This window comes from Pseudomonas sp. Pmew2 (assembly GCF_058129885.1).
The window spans coordinates 3,028,885-3,048,744 of record NZ_CM176702.1 but is presented as its reverse complement, the minus strand read 5'-3'; the positions used below and the strand labels follow the sequence as shown (position 1 = coordinate 3,048,744).

The following is a 19,860-nucleotide window of genomic DNA, read 5'->3' as shown; positions in this document are numbered from 1 at the left end:
CTACTGCCTGACTTTCAATCATGGGTCGTTTGATAAACCGGCCTATGACGCGCACCATTTCGGACCACCTTTTTGGAAAAAAGATCGCGCGAGATACATTTTGTTCAGGAAGTAAAGATGGCCGCAGGCCATGTTGCACAAGGGCCTGCGGCGTGAAGCCCCGGTTTTTCAGAGGTTCTCGTAGCGATTCATGTCCAGCACACCCGCTTCGCGTGGTTCAGTTTCCTGAACGTAGCGATTCAGATCGTGGAAGTAACTCCAGAACAGTGGATGAGTACGACGGATGCCCCAACGCTGGACGATTTTTCCGAAACTCGCCTGATCCTTGCTCTGCTGCATGGCATCGACAAAGGCCGGCACCTGTGCGACCGGAATATTGAAGATGAAATTCGGATAACTGCTGAGCACGCCCGGGTAGACGGTCAGTGTGTCCAGCCCCGGTATATAGCGATAAGACTCGCCCAGCAGAAACGCGACGTTACTGTGCGCACGGTTGCGCAGCATGCTGTAGATCATGCGTTTGCCGTCGCTGCCCTCAATGCGCAGCATGCTTGCTTCCGGCAATTGATCGATGACTTTCAGGCCCGCCGCCGGGCGTGAGGTCAAACGGCTCAGTGCCTGTTCCGCCTGGGCAAAACTGCTGTCGAGGTTTGGCCGAGAACAATACGCCCCGCTACAGCGGTTGATTGGATCAGGCGCGGCATTCAGGTTGCCGGAACGCTCGATCAGCTTGAACGCAAAGTCACGCTGCGGGGCCTTTTCATCGAGTTTGATACCGGTTGGCGTATCGTCATCGATCTTCTGGTAATCCAGCCACATCTTGATCTTGCCGCCATCCTGATAAAGATTGCTGAGTATGTCTTCCCGACGATCGGCAGGCATCAGGCGCAGGAAGTTGATCTCGGCACCGTTGCGGATCAAATCGAAATACAGCCGGGTCTGTGCCTGATGTGAAACGTTGCCATAGACATCGAAGTTCACCGCCAACTGGTAATAGGTACGCTCCAGCAACGGGAAGTCGAACAACCACATGGAGTGCGGCACGTCGCCAATCAGGCCTTTATTGACCGAAGCGCTGTCGAAATGACGGAAAACGGTCAGCAAGGCATTGTCGTTGCCAGCCCACAGCGTGCTCCACCCCGGTGCCGGCATTTTTGCGTAACTGTCGCGGCGCATGTCTTCATATTGATTACGCCGGTCCCGGTACGACAGCCACAGGCTGAGCACGCTGCCGACGTCATCGTTCTGCCCCGGCATGGCCAGTAAAGGCGTGGCCTGCCCGCGATAAGCCGCATCGGTGATGTAGTGGTCGTGCGCCGGGTCCTGGAACAGTACCCAGAACTGATCGCGAATCACATCGGTCGCGATCTGCCCGCGACAGACCGGCCCGCGAATGAAGGTGCGGACGAAATACTCGGCGTTGTCGAGCATGAACTGATAACGCGCCGCTGCCGGGATCGCTTCAAAGGTCAGGAACGGATTGGCCCGATGGCCAGGGCCATAGCCAGGCAGTGCGTTGACCTTCCAGTCGTTACCATAGAACAACTGCCTGACCCGCATCAGTTTCTGTGGGCTCATGGCATAGGTAATGTGGGTCTTGTGAACGATCACGCCCTGCACAGGGATCAATCGATAATAGAAATCACTGCCCGGATCATCGTCGGGGCGACGAGTAGCGATCAGGTCCACAGGCTTGCCGCTTGGAGTTCGCGAGCGCACCCACTGGAAGAAGTGCCCCGCCTCACCGCCTTCGAAATAGATGTGCGCCAGGAACAGGTGCTCGAACAGCCAGCGACCGACCAGCGCCTGATTCGCGCCAGGCTCGTTGAGCTGCGCCTCCCAGGCATTGATCTGCGCGGCCTCGGTGACACTCGGGGTAATGGTCTGCTGCTCCACCGGCGCACCGGCAGCCAGCCAGCGCTGCAGCGTCTGGTATTCGGCATCGGTCAGGCCAGCCACCGCCAGTGGCATGCCTTGTTGCGCATGAGCTGCGGCATAGGCGTTGAATTCGCCGGGCAGCGGGCAGACATTTTCGCGATTGATGCCCAGCGCGATCTCGTCCGGAATTTTGCTGTTGGCCGGCAACGGCGCGCTGCGCCCCAGATCGAGCATGCGCGCCATCAGGGCAGCCTGACCGCCCTGGGCCTCCAGCACTGAGTAAAACCCCTTGCCGCGCCAAGCCTCGGTATCACGCGCATCATAAAACAGTCGGGTCGGCGCTACCGCCTCACTGCGCTCGCCCTGGTAAACCGGGATCTTGCTGGCACCACGGCTCACGCCTTCCCCGCTGCCCAGGTTCAGCTGGCAGGGAGCGTCGTTGCAGGCATGGCAGGCAACGCATTTCTCGGTAAGGATCGGCTGAATATCCTTTACGTAGGAAATAGCCGGGCTTGCGGGTATGGCTGAGGGTGTCTGGGCCTGTGCAGCACAGCAGATAAAAAGCAAGGCGATGCTTGCCAACAAACGGTGCGGCATATCCCGTAGGCTCTGTCATTAAAAATGGCACAATTCTACTAGGGTCTGTTCCCGTTTCGACGTAACCCATTGATCTCTATGAGAACAGGCCCGTATTGTTGGAGTTCTCACACAACACCAATACGAGCCTGCAATGCCCCGATTAATGCTCAGTGATGAGCACTGGCCGAAGCTTCGAGAAATTTTGCTGCACGAATCGATCTACAACAAGCGAGATTTGCGCACCACGGTTGAAGGCATGCTGTACCGCATGCGTGTGGGTTGCCCTTGGCGAGACCTGCCGAAAGCGTTTGGAAACTGGAGCAAGGTCTACAAGCGGTTCAATGCCTGGTCTGCTTCAGGCAAGTGGGTCAAGGTGCTTGAGGTGCTGATGACCGATCCTGACATGGAGTGGGTTTTCATTGATGGCAGCTATGTAAAGGCTCATCAGCACAGTGCAGGTGCTGCCAGCACGCAGGACCAGGCCATCGGAAAAAGCCGAGCCGGTAACACCAGCAAGATTCACCTGGCTGTAGACGCTTGTGGGCTGCCCATTGCATTTGACGTGACCGGAGGCCAGACCAATGATTGTTCGCAGGCGGCCTCGTTGATTGCCAAGATGCCCAATGCAGAAGTGATCATTGCGGACAAGGGCTACGACACTGAAGCGATACGCGCTCAGGTCGAGCAGCAAGGCAGCAAAGTGGTGATTCCACGAAAGCGCAATTCTCTGAAAGGGAACGCAGATCTGGACAAAGGGTTATATCGCAATCGACATCTCGTAGAAAACGCCTTTGCCCGGTTGAAGCATTTCCGGGCGGCGGCTTCTCGGTTCGACAAACTCAAGAGAAACTATGAAAGCGTCATAGCAATGGCCTGCGCTTTTCTGTGGCTGCCAATGTGAAACGGGAACAGACCCTAGGCCGTAATTGCCTCCAACATGAATGATTTTCATGCAAAAGCCGCAGCACCACCAAAACCGCTCCGGTTTGCTATCATCCCGTCCTTTAAAGTATCGACCTTCTCAAGGTAGCCCCCATGTCTGACCGCAGCGCCCGCCATCAAGCCTTTCTCACTGCTCTGAAACAGAGGATTCTAATCCTCGATGGCGGCATGGGCACCATGATTCAGAGCTACAGGCTTGAAGAGCACGATTATCGGGGCAAGCGCTTCGCCGATTGGCCAAGCGATGTCAAGGGCAACAACGACCTGTTGATCCTGACCCGGCCTGACGTGATCGGCGCCATTGAGAAGGCTTATCTGGATGCCGGTGCCGACATTCTCGAAACCAACACATTCAACGCCACCCAGGTGTCTCAGGCCGATTACGGCATGGAATCGATCGTCTACGAGCTGAACGTCGAAGGCGCGCGCCTGGCGCGCAAGGTCGCAGACGCCAAGACACTGGAAACCCCGGACAAGCCACGCTTCGTCGCCGGCGTGCTCGGCCCTACCAGCCGCACCTGCTCGCTGTCGCCGGACGTCAACAACCCCGGCTTTCGCAATGTGACCTTCGACGAGCTGGTCGAGAACTACAGCGAAGCCACCAAGGGGCTGATCGAGGGCGGCGCCGACCTGATCCTGATCGAAACCATTTTCGATACCCTCAACGCCAAGGCGGCGATCTTTGCCGTGCAGGGCGTGTTCGAAGAAGTGGGTTTTGAACTGCCGATCATGATTTCCGGGACCATCACCGACGCATCGGGACGCACCCTGTCGGGACAGACCACAGAAGCCTTCTGGAACTCGATCAGCCACGCCAAACCGATCTCGGTCGGCCTGAACTGCGCACTGGGTGCCAGCGAGCTGCGCCCTTACCTGCAAGAGCTGGCCAACAAGGCCAACACCCATGTATCTGCGCACCCCAACGCCGGTCTGCCCAACGCCTTTGGCGAATACGACGAGCTGCCGAGCCAGACGGCGAAGATCATCGAAGAGTTCGCGCAAAGCGGCTTCCTGAACATCGTCGGCGGTTGCTGCGGTACGACGCCGGCGCACATCAAGGCAATTGCCGAGGCTGTTTCGGGCTACGCGCCACGCGAAATTCCGGACATTCCAAAAGCCTGCCGCCTGTCGGGCCTGGAGCCGTTCACCATTGATCGTCAGTCGCTGTTCGTCAACGTCGGCGAGCGCACCAACATCACCGGCTCTGCCCGCTTTGCCCGTCTGATTCGTGAAGACAACTACACCGAAGCGCTGGAAGTCGCCCTGCAGCAGGTCGAAGCCGGTGCCCAGGTGATCGACATCAACATGGACGAAGGGATGCTCGATTCGAAGAAGGCCATGGTGACCTTCCTCAACCTGATAGCAGGCGAGCCGGACATTTCCCGCGTACCGATCATGATCGACTCCTCCAAGTGGGAAGTGATCGAGGCCGGCCTCAAGTGCATCCAGGGCAAGGGCATCGTCAACTCCATCAGCATGAAGGAAGGCGTCGAGCAGTTCATTCATCACGCGCGGCTGTGCAAGCGATACGGCGCGGCCGTGGTGGTCATGGCCTTCGACGAACAGGGTCAGGCCGATACCGAGGCGCGCAAGAAGGAAATCTGCAAGCGCTCCTACGACATTCTGGTCAACGAAGTGGGCTTCCCGCCGGAAGACATTATCTTCGACCCGAACATCTTCGCCATCGCTACCGGTATTGAAGAGCACAACAACTATGCCGTGGACTTCATCAACGCCTGCGCCTACATCCGTGACGAGCTGCCGTATGCGTTGACCTCGGGTGGCGTGTCCAACGTGTCGTTCTCGTTCCGCGGCAACAACCCGGTGCGCGAGGCGATTCACTCGGTGTTCCTGCTGCATGCGATCCGCAACGGCCTGAGCATGGGCATCGTCAACGCCGGCCAGCTGGAAATCTACGACCAGATCCCTGCTGAACTGCGTGACTGCGTCGAAGACGTGGTGCTCAACCGTAACGCCGAAGGCACCGACGCACTGCTGGCAATTGCCGACAAGTTCAAGGGTGATGGCAGCGTCAAGGAAGCGGAAACCGAGGAATGGCGCAGCTGGCCGGTCAATCAACGGCTGGAGCATGCGCTGGTCAAGGGCATCACCACTCATATCGTGCAGGACACCGAAGAGTCGCGTCTGGCATTCACCCGCCCCATCGAAGTGATTGAAGGCCCATTGATGGCGGGCATGAACGTGGTCGGTGACCTGTTTGGCGCAGGCAAGATGTTCCTGCCTCAGGTGGTGAAGTCCGCACGGGTCATGAAACAGGCAGTTGCGCACCTGATCCCGTTCATCGAGCTGGAAAAAGGCGACAAGCCCGAAGCCAAGGGCAAGATCCTCATGGCCACGGTCAAGGGCGACGTCCATGACATTGGCAAGAACATCGTTGGCGTGGTGCTGGGCTGTAACGGCTACGACATCGTCGATCTCGGGGTGATGGTGCCTGCCGAGAAAATTCTCCAGGTGGCGCGCGATGAAAAGTGCGACATCATTGGTCTGTCAGGCCTGATCACGCCGTCGCTGGACGAAATGGTCCATGTTGCCCGGGAAATGCAGCGCCAGGACTTCCATCTGCCCTTGATGATCGGTGGCGCGACCACCTCCAAAGCCCACACTGCGGTCAAGATCGAGCCTAAATACAGCAATGATGCAGTCATCTACGTCACCGACGCTTCACGTGCGGTGGGCGTGGCGACCCAGTTACTGTCGAAAGAACTGAAACCGGCCTTCATCGAAAAGACCCGCCTGGAATACGTCGAAGTACGTGAGCGTACCTCGGCACGCAGTGCGCGCACCGAGCGCTTGAGCTATGGCGCGGCGGTGGCGAAAAAGCCGCAATTCGACTGGGAAAACTATACCCCTGCCCAACCGACCTTCACCGGCACCCGGGTCCTGCAGGATATCGACCTTAACGTGCTGGCCGAATACATCGACTGGACACCGTTCTTCATCTCCTGGGATCTGGCCGGTAAATACCCGCGCATCCTGACCGACGAAGTGGTCGGTGAAGCGGCCACCGCGCTGTATGCGGACGCCACTCAGATGCTGCGCAAGCTGATCGACGAGAAACTGATCAGCGCCCGTGCAGTATTCGGCTTCTGGCCAGCCAATCAGGTCAACGATGATGATCTGGAAGTCTATGGCGACGACGGCAAGCCGCTGGCGAAGCTGCATCACCTGCGCCAACAGACCATAAAGCCTGACGGCAAGCCGAATTTCTCGCTGGCCGACTTCGTCGCGCCGAAAGACAGTGGCCTGACCGACTACATCGGTGGCTTCATCACCACAGCCGGCATTGGTGCCGAAGAAGTTGCCAAGGCGTATCAGGACAAGGGCGACGACTACAACTCGATCATGGTCAAGGCGCTCGCCGACCGTCTGGCCGAGGCCTGTGCCGAATGGCTGCACCAGCAGGTGCGCAAGGAATACTGGGGTTACGCGAAAGACGAGGCGCTGGACAACGAGGCGTTGATCAAGGAGCAATACATGGGCATTCGTCCGGCTCCCGGCTACCCGGCCTGCCCGGATCACACCGAAAAAGGCACCCTGTTCGCCCTGCTCGATCCACTGCCGGAAGGCACACCCGAACATACGCCCGGCAAAAGCGGCGTGTTCCTGACCGAGCACTACGCAATGTTCCCGGCTGCGGCCGTCAGCGGCTGGTATTTTGCCCATCCTCAGGCGCAGTACTTTGCGGTAGGCAAGGTGGATAAGGATCAGGTCGAAAGCTACACCGCCCGCAAAGGCCAGGACCTGAGCGTCACCGAGCGCTGGCTGGCACCCAACCTGGGTTATGACGAGTAAGCACGACTACTTGCCGCCTGGGCGATCAGGCGGCAACATGTTTTTCAGGGAAAACGGTGAGTCCTCGCCAAAAGCCCCCACGTTGAATGCCTGAATATCAAGCCGGTAGCGCTCCTCGCGGGTTGCGTTCAGAAAGCGTTGCGTGTCCTGTGGCTCGACCAGGTGCAACACATCGATAGTGCGTGCGCCGACCTGTTGCCGGGCTTGCCGCTGGGCAGTGTCATAGCGATGCAACAGGATGATTGCCCATCCGCCCAGGGTGAAATGCCCGGTAGCAACCACGCTCAGATTGCCATTGAGCTGGGCCTGCAATGAAAGCGAGGTGCCATTAATGGCACTGAACAACAAATCTTCACCCGGTTTACCGCCTTTTTCCCGCAATGCATCCATCGCACCGAACGCCATTTGCTCATTGGCAGCCCATACCAGGCGTGTCTGCGGGTAGCGTTTGAACAACACGCGCGCCTGCTCGAGTGCGCGATCCCGACGCCATCCTCCCAGCGCAACTTGCCGCAAATGCACCTCCGGGTGCTCTGACAAGGCGCGCAGCATGCCTTTTTCACGCAACAGGGACACAGGCGTGGTGTTGGTACCCGAGAACGCGAGCATTTCAACCTCCTGCCCGTCCATGACCGGGTGAGCAAGGCTGATAAGCCTTTTCGCCGTCAGGTAACCACCCTGCTCGTCGTTGCCGACCAGGCTGCCAATGAAATCCGGATAGCGCGACGGCAGATCACCCAGAATACGAATCTGATCCGCCGTCAGTGTATTGTTGACGGCGAACAGCTTGACCCCGCTGCCTGTAGACATACGCAGGATTTCAGGGGCGACATTCAGCTCATTGGAAAACATCAGGTAGTCCGGACGCACATACCCTTGCAGCGTATCGCGCGCCATGGCCAGCAACTTGCGGGTGTCGCGATCGGTATAGAGAATTTTGAGTGACATACCGGTGGTATCGGCGGCCGTCTGCATCACCCGGGCATGGCTCTGCCAATAGCCATCGGTCTCTGTACCGGGACTCAGAAATACCACCGAGGCGGCAAATGCGGATCCTGCCCACCAAAAGCCGAATAGCATTAGCCAGCCAACAAATAGCGCCTTCATATCAACGAACCTTGAGGTAGCAGGAATTTATCGCTACACGCGAGTTATCGGCTGCTACAGCAAGGTTCTGGAGACTCAGGCAAATTCTTTGTTCAGCCTGTCACTGGCTGCTGGCCCAGAACATCGCCGCGCCCACGGCCAGTATGACAATGAATAAAATGGCCCAGGTGTCCACGGATCTGCCCGGTTTGGTTACTTTCGGGTGCTTGCTCATCGCATCGCCTCTTGTCGGTCTTATGGGTGATTGCATATGAAAGGAAGGGTTACGACACTCATTCGGCATCGGTCAATGCACAGTTAAGTCGAGTCTTGCCCACACGGCAAGCAGGGATATGATCAAACCTTTTTTGCTTATCGCTTTTAGTGATTTGCATATATATAAACATCACTTTTATCGATATCTGCAAACTGCTATCGTCGCCTTCGCTCCCGACGGAGTGCGCGGCCGTGCGCGCAGAATTGACCAGATGAAGCAGGCTACCGCGAGTGACGGGCGTGTGCCCGGACTGACGCAACTGCCCTGCTTCATGACGAAGCCTGAGAACAGGACCTATATGTACGTATACGACGATTACGATCAGAAGATCATCGAGGACCGCGTCAAGCAGTTCCGGGATCAGACCCGACGCTATCTGGCCGGGGAACTGAGCGAAGAAGAATTTCGACCGTTGCGCCTGCAAAACGGCCTTTATGTGCAGCGCTTTGCGCCGATGTTGCGTGTGGCGGTTCCATACGGCCAGCTGACCTCGCGTCAGGCGCGCATGATGGCCAAAATTGCCCGTGACTACGACAAGGGCTACGCGCACATCAGTACTCGCCAGAACGTACAGTTCAACTGGCCTGCGCTTGAAGATGTACCGGATATTCTCGCTGAACTGGCGACCGTGCAGATGCACGCGATCCAGACCAGCGGCAACTGCCTGCGCAACGTGACCACCGACCAGTTTGCCGGTGTTGCTGCAGACGAGCTGGTGGACCCACGCCCATGGTGCGAAATCGTCCGCCAGTGGACCACGTTCCACCCGGAGTTCGCCTACCTGCCGCGCAAGTTCAAGATCGCAATCAACGGTTCGACCAGTGATCGCGCCGCCATCGAAGTACATGACATCGGTCTTGAACCGTTGCGCAACGAAGCCGGCGAGCTGGGTTTCCGCGTCCTGGTGGGTGGCGGCCTTGGCCGTACGCCGGTTGTAGGTGCCTTCATCAACGAGTTCCTGCCGTGGCAGGACCTGCTGAGTTACCTCGACGCCATCCTGCGGGTCTACAACCGTTATGGCCGTCGCGATAACAAGTACAAGGCGCGGATCAAGATTCTGGTCAAGGCACTGACGCCCGAGGTGTTCGCCGCCAAGGTCGACGCCGAAATGGCGCACTTGCGTGGTGGCCAGACCACCCTGACCGAAGCCGAAGTGCAGCGCGTTTCCCGGCACTTCGTCGACCCGCAATACAAGGCTCTCAGCGACCAGCACGCCGAACTGGCAGCACTGGACGCTCAACACCCAGGTTTCGCTCGCTGGCGTCAACGCAATGTGCTGGCCCACAAAAAGCCTGGCTACATTGCTGTGACCCTGTCGCTCAAGCCCACCGGCGTTGCGCCGGGCGACGTGACCGACAAGCAGCTTGACGCCATCGCCGATCTGGCCGATCGCTACAGCTTTGGTCAACTGCGCACTTCCCACGAGCAGAACATCATCCTGGCCGACGTCGAGCAGGCCGAGCTGTTCACCCTGTGGAACGAGCTGCGCGACAATGGTTTTGCCACACCGAACATTGGTCTTCTGACCGACATCATCTGCTGCCCTGGCGGTGATTTCTGCTCGTTGGCCAACGCCAAGTCGATTCCGATTGCAGAATCCATCCAGCGCCGCTTCGACGATCTGGACTACCTGTTCGATATCGGCGAGCTGGACCTGAATATTTCCGGCTGCATGAATGCTTGCGGCCACCACCACGTCGGCCATATCGGAGTGCTGGGCGTGGACAAGAAAGGTGAAGAGTTCTATCAGGTCTCACTCGGCGGCAGTGCCAGCCGTGATGCGAGCCTCGGCAAGATCCTCGGCCCTTCCTTTGCCCAGGAGGCGATGCCGGACGTGATCGAGAAGCTGATCGACGTCTACGTTGAAAAACGTACAGAAGACGAGCGCTTTATCGACACCTACCAACGTATTGGCATTGACCCTTTCAAGGAGCGCGTCTATGCAGCGAATCATTAAGAACAACGAAGTCATTGATGAAACCTGGCACTTGTTGCCGAAGGAAACCACCTTTGACAGCCTGTCGAACTGCGACGACCTGATCGTGCCGCTGGCACTGTGGCGCGAACACGCGCATGCATTGAAGGCACGCGATGGCGGTTTGGGCGTATGGCTGGACAGTGATGAAGAAGCCGAAGAGATTGGCGCAGATGTGGACCAGTTTCAGGTCATCGCCCTGAACTTTCCGGCTTTCACTGACGGTCGTAGCTTCTCGAACGCGCGCCTGTTGCGTGATCGCTTTGGCTACAAGGGCGAATTACGTGCCATCGGCGACGTGTTGCGCGATCAGTTGTTCTACATGCGCCGCTGTGGCTTCGACGCCTTTGCAGTGCGTGCCGACAAGGACCCGTACGAGGCGCTGGAAGGCCTCAAGGACTTTTCGGTGACCTATCAGGCTGCAACCGACGAGCCGCTACCGCTGTTCCGGCGCCGCTGATTCAGGCGACCTGCATTATCGTCTCTGTGCTCACTTGAGATGACTATCGTGCCTGCGCTCCGCGTAGGCATGCAGTTCGTGGTTCTGTGGTGTCAGGTGATTGGCGTTCGGCTCAGATTCTCGTTCCCACGCTCCGCGTGGTAATGCCTTTCGTGACGCTCTGCGTCACACGGTCGTCCTGCGAGATCAGGCGCCCTGTCACTAACGTCGCACTCTGCGTCGACAGTGCCATCGTGATAAAAAGCGCTTTGGTTTATGTGCCGTGATTACGGGCAAGGCATGACGTTACGCGGCAGCCCAATTGTGACGCAGAGCGTCACGAGACAGCGTGACGACGCGGAGCGTCGCACGATAGTTGGAGATTATCGTTCCGCACGCTCCAGCGTGGGAACGCGGCTCTGGACGCTCTGCGTCCGATCTTGATGTGCGACGCAGAGCGCCGCACGATAGTTGAGGTTATCGCTCGCACCGGAGCATTGGCACAAGTCGTTACCCCCCTAAACAATGCCTACCAGAACCGCTGCTGAGTCAAACGTCCCCACCACTTAGCAGCCAACTGATCCGCCGAGGTGGCTGCAGCCATACCCATGCGCTCTTGCAGGCTCTTGCGTTGCACGTAGTGCAGGTGGAACACGTCTGCATCCTTGGCGCGCTCGGCCAGGTACTCGTCGCTGGTCTTGAGTTCGTCGACCAGCAGTTTGTCGACCGCTGCCATGCCCAGCCATATCTCACCCGTCGCCACTTCGTCGATAGACAACTGCGGGCGGTAGCTGGCAACGAAGTTCTTGAACAGGTCGTGGGTGATGTCCAGGTCCTGCTGGAATTTCTCGCGACCCTTCTCGGTGTTTTCGCCAAACACCGTCAGGGTGCGTTTGTATTCGCCTGCGGTCAGCACTTCAAAATCGATGTCGTGCCGTGCTTCTTCAGCAAGCGATTGACGTTCGGCAACTGCGCCACGACGCCGATGGACCCGAGGATGGCGAAGGGTGCGCTGATGATCTTGTTGCCGATGCAGGCCATCATGTACCCGCCACTGGCCGCAACCTTGTCGATGCATACGGTCAGTGGAATACCGGCCTGCCGAATGCGTGCCAGTTGCGAGGACGCCAGACCATAGCTGTGCACCATGCCGCCACCGCTTTCCAGACGCAGGACCACTTCGTCCTTGTCGGTGGCCAGCGTCAGCAGAGCGGTAATTTCATGACGCATGCTTTCAGTAGCCGAGGCCTTGATGTCACCGTCGAAATCCAGCACATAGACACGGGATTTTGGCTCGACCTGCTTTTTTTCTTTTTTCAGGGCCTTGCCCTGCTCCTTGCGCAGCGTCTTGAGGCGCTCTTTGTCGAGCAAGGATTGCTCGAGCCGCTCACGCAGGCCTTTATAGAAATCATTGAGCCGGGTGACCTGCAGTTGCCCGGCCGTTTTGCGACGCCCCTTGCCACGCATGGACGCAATGGCAACCAGCACCACCACGATGGCGATCACCAGCGTCACGGTTTTGGCCAGAAAACTTGCGTAATCGACAACGAAATCCACGAATATCCCTCATTTGCGTCAGGCCCTTACCAATCAAGGGCCGCAATAAATGCAGCATACCGACGCCCCGTGCGACGCACCAGCTATCGAGCCGTTACAAACCATTAAAACGATGATTTCAAACGAGCGTATGTTTTTTCATTGACAGTCGCCCGGCATCCCTCATAACCTCGACCCACCTTCAACGTACCGAGACAACACGGACGTGGGCAGCATCTATCTGATACGACATGGCCAGGCCTCATTTGGTGCAGACAATTACGACGTCCTGTCGCCCATGGGCATTCGTCAGTCACAAGTGCTGGGTGCTCACCTCGCGCAGTCGGGCGTGACCTTTGACCGGTGTGTATCGGGTGAGCTCCTGCGCCAGAAAGACACGGCACAGCATGTGCTGGGCCAGTACACAGAAGCAGGTATTGAAACGCCTCCCGTACAGCTCGACAGCGCCTTCGATGAATTCGACGCTGAAGGCGTGATCAGGGCGTTGATACCGGCGATGCTTGTCGATGAACCGCAAGCACTGGATATTCTGCGCGACGTGGCTGGCAACCCCGCAGGGTTTCATCGGTTGTTCAACCTGATTACCAAACGCTGGCTGAGTGGCGAGCACGACACGCCGGGGCTGCAAAGCTGGCAAGGTTTCTTAGACCGCGTCAAGGCAGGCCTGGACAGAATTCTTCAGGACGCAGGTCCGCATGAGCGTATTGCCGTGTTCACCTCCGGCGGCACCATTACTGCCCTGCTCCACCTCGTTACCGGAATGCCTGCAGCAAAGGCACTGGAGCTGCACTGGCATATCGTCAACACTTCTCTGCATCAGCTCAAATTCAAAGGCAACGACGTTACCCTGGCTTCCTTCAACGGTTACACACACTTGCAACTGCTGAAGACGCCGGCGCTCATTACCTATCGCTGAGCCCGGCCAATCGCGTCCTTGCGGACGCAAGTACTCACCACAAAAGGATCAAGACATGACCTCAGTAGCAGACGCCGTACAAACCATGAAGAACAAGTTCAACCCGGCTGCTGCTGCCGGTCTGGACCTGGTCTTCGGTTTCCATATCACCGACGAAGACAAACACTACGCCCTGATCGTCAAGGACAGCACCTGCGAATTGCAGGAAGGCGAGAACCCGGACGCCAACGTGACCCTGGTCATGGACAGCGAAACCCTCAAGGGCATTGTCAGCGGCGAGACCGATGGCATGCAGGCATTCATGGGCGGCAAGCTGCGCGCCGAAGGCGACATGATGCTGGCCATGAAGCTCAGCGAACTGTTCCCGGTTTAAACACCTGACACTTTGCAAGCTGCACCAAAAAAACCGAAGCCCCGCCGGCTTCGGTTTTTTTGTCTGTGCCGTTCTGTACAAAGCAGCAATCAGAGCCGCTGATTGCCCGGCAACACGCTAGTCTATAACGCTGCCGCGAGCTTGCTCGTGGTTCAGACGGTCATTAGATTAGTCAATAGTTTGAGCTGACCATAATAAACACAAGGTATACGTATGGCACTGACTGACCAGTCCACCGGGATTCGCAGCGGCGAAGAACTGGACGCCTCCCTGATAGATCCGTACCTGAAGGCGCATCTGGCGGATCTGCATGGCACCCCGGCGATCAGTCAGTTCCCCGGTGGCGCATCGAACCTGACTTATCTGATTCAGTACCCCGAGCGCGAGTTAGTGCTGCGGCGCCCGCCGTTCGGACACAAGGCGCGATCGGCACATGACATGGGTCGTGAATACCGCATTCTCAATCAGCTCAAGAATGCCTTCCCCTATTGCCCGCAAGCGTACCTGCACTGTACGGATGAGTCGGTGATCGGCTCGGAGTTTTACGTGATGCAGCGCGTCAAGGGGATCATCCTGCGCTCTGACCTGCCGCCCGAATTGGCGCTGGATGCACGACAGACTGAAGACCTGTGCAAGAGCTTCATCAACAAACTGGTGGACTTGCACCGCGTTGATTACCAGGCGTGCGGCCTGGGTGATCTGGGCAAACCCCAGGGTTACGTGCAGCGGCAGATTTCGGGCTGGTCGGAGCGTTATGAAAAAGCGCGAACCCCGGACGCTCCGGCATGGGAGCAGGTCCAGGCGTGGCTGGCAGACAAAATGCCCGCCGACTCGCCCACCTCCAGCATCGTGCATAACGACTACCGCTTCGACAATGTGATCCTCGATCCGGATAACCCGATGAACATCATCGGCGTGCTGGACTGGGAACTGACCACGCTCGGTGATCCGCTGATGGACCTGGGCAATACCCTCGCCTACTGGGTCCAGGCTGACGACCCGCTGCCGGTTCAGTTGACGCGTCGCCAGCCGAGCAATGCCCCCGGCATGCTGACGCGCCAGGCGTTCGTCGACTATTACGCCGAACGTTCGGGCATCCGTATCGACAATTTCGACTTCTACTACACCTACGGCCTGTTTCGTCTGGCCGGTATCGTGCAACAGATTTACTACCGTTTTTTCCATGGACAGACTCAGGACAAGCGCTTTGCCCGGTTCATTGACATGAACAGGCTGCTGGAGCAGATGAGCCTGAATGTAATCACCAAATCCAGCCTTTGACCGCCAACGCCAAGACAAGGAAACGACATGTCCAGAACCCAGCTTTTCGACCTTGATGGCAAGGTTGCTTTTGTTTCAGGTGCGAGCCGGGGAATCGGTGAAGCCACTGCCAGGCTGCTCGCTCAACAGGGCGCGCACGTTGTTGTGTCGAGCCGCAAGCTCGACGGGTGTCAGGCGGTTGCCGACGCCATCATCAGCGAGGGCGGCAAGGCCACAGCCATTGCCTGCCATATTGGCGAGATGGAGCAGATAACCAGCGTTTTCGCCAAGATTCGCGAGCAATTCGGGCGCCTGGATATACTGGTCAACAACGCAGCCACCAACCCGCAGTTCTGCAATGTGCTGGACACCGACCTCAGCGCGTTTCAAAAGACTATCGACGTTAACATTCGCGGCTATTTCTTCATGTCGGTGGAAGCCGGCAAGCTGATGCGCGAAGGCGGCGGTGGCAGCATTATCAATGTTGCATCCATCAATGCGGTGTCGCCGGGTGCCTATCAAGGTGTCTATTCAATGACCAAAGCGGCGGTGGTCAACATGACCAAGGTGTTCGCCAAGGAATGCGCCGAGTTCGGAATTCGCTGCAACGCTTTGCTGCCCGGCCTCACAGATACCCGATTTGCATCGGCGCTGGTCAAGAACGATGCGATTCTCAATATGGCCCTGGCGCAGATTCCGCTGAAACGCGTCGCAGCGCCCAGCGAAATGGCTGGCGCGGTCTTGTATCTGGCGAGCGCAGCATCCAGCTACACCACCGGCGTTGCGCTTAATGTCGACGGCGGATTTTTATCCTGATGTCTGGAACTGACTGCCACGCTGAAAAATGAATTAATTTTCCATATTTTATATTTATGGAATATATTTTCCGCACAACAACAATCCTCTCTGGAGAATGTCATGCGGGAAAACCCTTCTACGTCGCAGGCGCAACTGGGCATCGGGCTGATCGGCACCGGTTTCATGGGCCGTGCCCACGCCCTGGCCTTCGGCAATGCCAATGCCGCCCTTGATCTGCCGGCACGCATTCGGCTGACCGCCCTGGCGGATGCGGACAGCGTCAGGGCCGAGCAGTGCGCTAGCTCCTGGGGCTTCGATCACAGCCACGCTGACTGGCAGCACCTGATCAGTGATCCGCAGGTGCAGATCGTGGCGATCACAACGCCCAATCATCTGCATTTCCCCATGGCCATGGCCGCCATCGCCGCAGGCAAGGCAGTGTATTGCGAAAAACCGCTGGCGGTGAGCCTCGCCCAGGCCGACGACATGCGCCGTAGCGCCAAGGCCGCCGGGGTTGTTACTCAGGTTGGCTACAACTACCAGCACAACCCTATGATCGGCCTTGCCAGGGAAATGATCGACGCGGGCGAACTGGGCGATATCGTCAGTTTTCAGGGTGAGTTCAGCGAGGACTTCATGGGCAACCCGTCGTCCCCTTGGTCGTGGCGTTGCGAAGCGGCGCATGCGGGCGGCGCGCTGGCCGATCTGGGCAGTCACTTGCTGGCGATGGCTCGCCATTTGCTGGGCGATGTCGAAGCGGTCTGCGCAGACTCCAGCACCGTACACCGCCAACGCCCTGCGAGGAACGGAAGCCAGGAAATGCGCAGCATCGCAGTGGATGACCAGACCCACGCACTGCTGCGTTTTGCCAATGGTGCGCGCGGAACGTTCAGTAGCAGTTGGCTGAAACACGGCTACAAAAACCACCTGAGTTTCGAAATCAGCGGCACCAAGGGCACATTGGCATTCGATCAGGAGCGCCTTAACGAACTGCGCATCTATCGCACTGGCGCAGCTGGGCGCGATGGTTTTCAGCGTCTTCTGGCAGGCCCTGCGCAACCCGGTTACGCGGCATTCTGCCCGGCACCGGGCCATCAGCTGGGTTACAACGAACTCAAGGCACTTGAGGTACAGGCACTCATTCTTGCGGTATGCGGCAAGGGCAGCCGTGGTCCGGACTTCGAAGAAGCCTGGCAGATCGAGCGTCTGGCGACTGCCATTCGCCTCGCCGCCGCCGAGCAACGCTGGGTCGCGCTCAGCGATATCTGACTTCCTGCAACGCTTGGCAAGGGGGTAGAATGCGCCACATTCAGGCAGCCATTCTGCCCCCTCCCGCCTCCCCTATAAGCACGCTTGCCACCATGCCTTTTGAACTCAGCGTCGACCTGACCACCCTCGCCATTCTTGCTGTCGTTGCGTTCATCGCGGGTTTTATAGACGCCATCGCCGGTGGTGGCGGACTGCTTACTACACCCGCCCTGATGACAGCCGGTCTGCCACCGCATCTGGTGCTGGGCACCAACAAGCTCAGTTCGACGTTCGGTTCGGCAACCGCCAGTTTTACGTTCTATCGCCGCAAACTGTTTCATCCCAGACAGTGGATACACGCAGTGGTCGGCACTGCGGTGGGTGCCGCAGCCGGCGCGGTCATTGCTCATTACCTGCCAGCCGAATGGCTGAACCAGATGTTGCCGGTCATTGTGTTCGGTTGCGGGCTGTACTTGCTGTTTGGCGGCACGCCCAAGGCACCACTGGATAGCAATGCTCCGATCAAAAAGAAATGGCAACTGCCACAAGGGCTGGGGCTGGGCTTCTATGACGGTGTTGCCGGGCCCGGTACCGGCGCCTTCTGGACGGTCAGCACGCTGCTGCTCTACCCGGTGGATCTGGTCAAGGCCAGCGGCGTGGCGCGCAGCATGAATTTCGTCAGCAATGCCGTGGCGCTTTCGGTATTCATATTTTCCGGCCAGGTGGACTATATCATCGGCCTGAGCATGGGCCTTGCGGTAATGCTGGGTGCCTACTTCGGCGCAGGCACTGCAATCAAGGGCGGTGCCAAATTCATCCGCCCAGTGTTCATCACCGTGGTATTGGGCCTGACCGTGCGCCTAGCCTGGCAGCACTGGTTCGGGGGCGCCTGAGCGCTCGGCCAGATACGCCTCGATAAGATAGCGGGCGATAGAACGGTTGGCCGGTAACGGCGGCAAGTCATCAACATGAAACCAGCGTGCGTCCTCGATTTCTTCCGCCTGGGGCACTATGTCACCGCTATCATATTCGGCATGGAAGCCAAGCATCATCGAGTGCGGAAACGGCCAGCACTGGCTGCCCATGTATTTCAGGTTCTTGATGCGCACCTGCACTTCTTCCATCACTTCGCGGTGCACGCAGTCTTCGGCAGACTCGCCCGGCTCTACAAACCCTGCCAGCGCGCTGTACATGCCGGTGACAAACCGTGGTGAGCGGGCCAGCAGTATTTCATCGCCCCGCGTGACCAGCACGATCATGCTCGGGGAGATACGCGGGTACAGACGCAGGTTGTCGTGCTCGCAGAACATCGCCCGCTCTCCACGGATCTGCACCGTCGCACGACCGCAGGCTCCGCAAAAGCGATGTTCTCTGGCCCACGTACTGACTTGCGCGGCGTAGCCGAGCATCTGGAAGACCGCAAAATCGCCTTCCAGCATGAACTGACGCAAGCCTTGCCACGAACAGCCCTCAACCGCAACCGAGCGCTCAAGCACCAGCAGGTAGACAGGCTCACCCTCAAAATAGCCGATGCGTGCTCGCTCTGCACTGGCAAATCCAGCCCCGCCAGCCAGCCTCTGGGGAACATTGCCCCATTGGTATCCAGCAAAAACCCCTGATCACTCTGGACCACAGCCAAACCACCATCGGCCTCGACATCCAGAACTGCAGTTGTCCAACGCTCCGGGTGCGCCATGGAAAAACTCCTTTGCTCAGATTCGAGCTCTATCATGAATCAATTATCGAAGACCGGCTTGTGCTTGTTCATCTGCGCAACCATCGCCAGCTTCAGGTCAGGTGATTGCAGCATGGCTGCGTTCCAGATGGCAACGTGTTCCAGGCCGTCCTGCACTCGGTGATCGCGCATGTAGCTGATCATTTGCTTGGTGCCTTCGATGGCAATGGGTGATTTGCCGGCTATCTCCCGGGCCACCGCGAAGACGCCCTGCAACAGACCTTCCAGGTCATCGAAGGTGCGATTGACCAGCCCGATCCTCTGCGCCTCTTCAGCTCCCACGGTACGTCCGGTATAAGCCAGCTCACGCAGCACGCCATCGCCGATGATTCGCGGCAGACGTTGCAGAGTCCCTACATCCGCTGCCATGCCCATGTCGATCTCGCGAATGGCAAACTGGGCGTCGGCGGCGGCGTAACGCATGTCACAGGCCGAAATCAGGTCTATGGCACCACCCAGGCAATAGCCCTGAATAGCAGCCAGAACCGGCTTTCGGCAATTTGCCACTGCAGTGAACGAAGCCTGCATGTCACGGATCTTGCGCCTCAACAGCCGGGCATTACGGCCTGGATCCTTGCCCATCTGGTTGGCAACAGAAGCCAGCAATGCCAGATCGATACCCGACGAAAAATGTTTACCCGCTCCGCTGAGTATTACTGCCCGCACTTCGTCATTGCGCTCAATCCAGTCGAATATGCCGATTATTTCAGTCCAGAACGCCTCGTTCATTGCGTTGAGCTTTTCAGGCCGGTTGATCTGTACGTGAGCAATGCTGTCAGCCAGCTCGACCCGGAAACTTTGATAATCGGTCACGACGTGATCCTCAGGGCATGTTGAGTATTCAGGCGCTGGACTATAACAACAGCGACGCAATCATCGTAACCGGGCTTAAGTGACATTTGCCGGACCGACCGCCAGCCGCGTTTATATATTCGCTGTACCCGCTACCGTTAAATAGTGTGAACGGTCAGAATGCCGGGAGGT

The 19,860-nt window shown here is 58.0% G+C and carries 13 protein-coding genes and 2 pseudogenes; 10 read left to right on the top strand and 5 right to left on the bottom strand.

All coding sequences use genetic code 11. The features are described 5' to 3' along the window. Positions 1-168: 168 nt before the first annotated feature. Positions 169-2,301 carry a fatty acid cis/trans isomerase gene (locus AC4ANK_RS13905; protein ID WP_031594779.1) on the bottom strand — a complete coding sequence of 711 codons (2,133 nt, stop codon included), beginning with the start codon at positions 2,299-2,301 and terminating at the stop codon, positions 169-171. 307 nt (positions 2,302-2,608) lie between these two features. Here AC4ANK_RS13905 and AC4ANK_RS13900 point away from each other — a divergent pair, with 307 nt between their 5' ends. Together AC4ANK_RS13900 and metH are read left to right on the top strand one after the other, a co-directional pair. Further along, entirely contained in the window at positions 2,609-3,358 is a 750-nt protein-coding gene (locus tag AC4ANK_RS13900; RefSeq protein WP_460382697.1) for an IS5 family transposase, read from the top strand. 134 nt (positions 3,359-3,492) lie between these two features. Continuing rightward, entirely contained in the window at positions 3,493-7,212 is a 3,720-nt protein-coding gene (metH, locus tag AC4ANK_RS13895) for a methionine synthase (protein WP_031594778.1), read from the top strand. A gap of 6 nt (positions 7,213-7,218) precedes the next feature. Here the strand turns inward: metH and AC4ANK_RS13890 are convergent, their stop codons facing one another. Next, positions 7,219-8,319, bottom strand: a complete 1,101-nt coding sequence (locus AC4ANK_RS13890; RefSeq protein ID WP_002553659.1) for an ABC transporter substrate-binding protein — start codon at positions 8,317-8,319, stop codon at positions 7,219-7,221. A gap of 554 nt (positions 8,320-8,873) precedes the next feature. Here AC4ANK_RS13890 and AC4ANK_RS13885 point away from each other — a divergent pair. Both AC4ANK_RS13885 and AC4ANK_RS13880 read left to right on the top strand, forming a co-directional pair. Further along, positions 8,874-10,532 (top strand): nitrite/sulfite reductase, encoded by a 1,659-nt coding sequence (locus AC4ANK_RS13885; protein ID WP_002553658.1) that lies wholly within the window; start codon positions 8,874-8,876, stop codon positions 10,530-10,532. Continuing rightward, positions 10,516-11,010, top strand: coding sequence for a DUF934 domain-containing protein (locus tag AC4ANK_RS13880; protein WP_002553657.1), 495 nt, complete (start codon positions 10,516-10,518; stop codon positions 11,008-11,010). The genes AC4ANK_RS13885 and AC4ANK_RS13880 overlap by 17 nt, the downstream gene beginning before the upstream one ends. Before the next feature lie 508 nt (positions 11,011-11,518). On the opposite strand, the pseudogene sohB reads toward AC4ANK_RS13880, so the two are convergent. Continuing rightward, positions 11,519-12,546 (bottom strand): annotated as a pseudogene (gene sohB / locus AC4ANK_RS13875) (protease SohB). Positions 12,547-12,751: 205 nt separating this feature from the next. On the opposite strand from sohB, the gene AC4ANK_RS13870 reads away from it, so the two are divergent. The 6 genes from AC4ANK_RS13870 (at position 12,752) to AC4ANK_RS13845 (ending at position 18,034) form a co-directional block, all read left to right on the top strand. Next, positions 12,752-13,462 (top strand): histidine phosphatase family protein, encoded by a 711-nt coding sequence (locus AC4ANK_RS13870; RefSeq protein WP_002553653.1) that lies wholly within the window; start codon positions 12,752-12,754, stop codon positions 13,460-13,462. Positions 13,463-13,517: 55 nt separating this feature from the next. Then, positions 13,518-13,835, top strand: coding sequence for an SCP2 sterol-binding domain-containing protein (locus AC4ANK_RS13865; RefSeq protein WP_002553652.1), 318 nt, complete (start codon positions 13,518-13,520; stop codon positions 13,833-13,835). 213 nt (positions 13,836-14,048) lie between these two features. After that, positions 14,049-15,116: a phosphotransferase family protein gene (locus AC4ANK_RS13860; protein ID WP_002553651.1), complete on the top strand. Its 1,068-nt coding sequence runs from the start codon at positions 14,049-14,051 to the stop codon at positions 15,114-15,116. A gap of 27 nt (positions 15,117-15,143) precedes the next feature. Next, the gene (locus AC4ANK_RS13855; protein WP_460382726.1) at positions 15,144-15,911 is read left to right on the top strand and encodes an SDR family oxidoreductase; all 768 of its coding nucleotides are present in this window, start codon (positions 15,144-15,146) and stop codon (positions 15,909-15,911) included. Between the two features lie 102 nt (positions 15,912-16,013). Beyond that, positions 16,014-17,162 carry a Gfo/Idh/MocA family protein gene (locus AC4ANK_RS13850; RefSeq protein WP_031594776.1) on the top strand — a complete coding sequence of 383 codons (1,149 nt, stop codon included), beginning with the start codon at positions 16,014-16,016 and terminating at the stop codon, positions 17,160-17,162. A gap of 92 nt (positions 17,163-17,254) precedes the next feature. Beyond that, positions 17,255-18,034 (top strand): TSUP family transporter, encoded by a 780-nt coding sequence (locus AC4ANK_RS13845; RefSeq protein WP_005732809.1) that lies wholly within the window; start codon positions 17,255-17,257, stop codon positions 18,032-18,034. On the opposite strand, the pseudogene nudC reads toward AC4ANK_RS13845, so the two are convergent. Together nudC and AC4ANK_RS13835 are read right to left on the bottom strand one after the other, a co-directional pair. After that, positions 18,002-18,837 (bottom strand): annotated as a pseudogene (gene nudC / locus AC4ANK_RS13840) (NAD(+) diphosphatase). The gene AC4ANK_RS13845 and the pseudogene nudC sit on opposite strands and share 33 nt — an antisense overlap. Before the next feature lie 39 nt (positions 18,838-18,876). Then, positions 18,877-19,689 (bottom strand): crotonase/enoyl-CoA hydratase family protein, encoded by an 813-nt coding sequence (locus AC4ANK_RS13835; RefSeq protein ID WP_460382729.1) that lies wholly within the window; start codon positions 19,687-19,689, stop codon positions 18,877-18,879. Between the last annotated feature and the right edge of the window lie 171 nt (positions 19,690-19,860).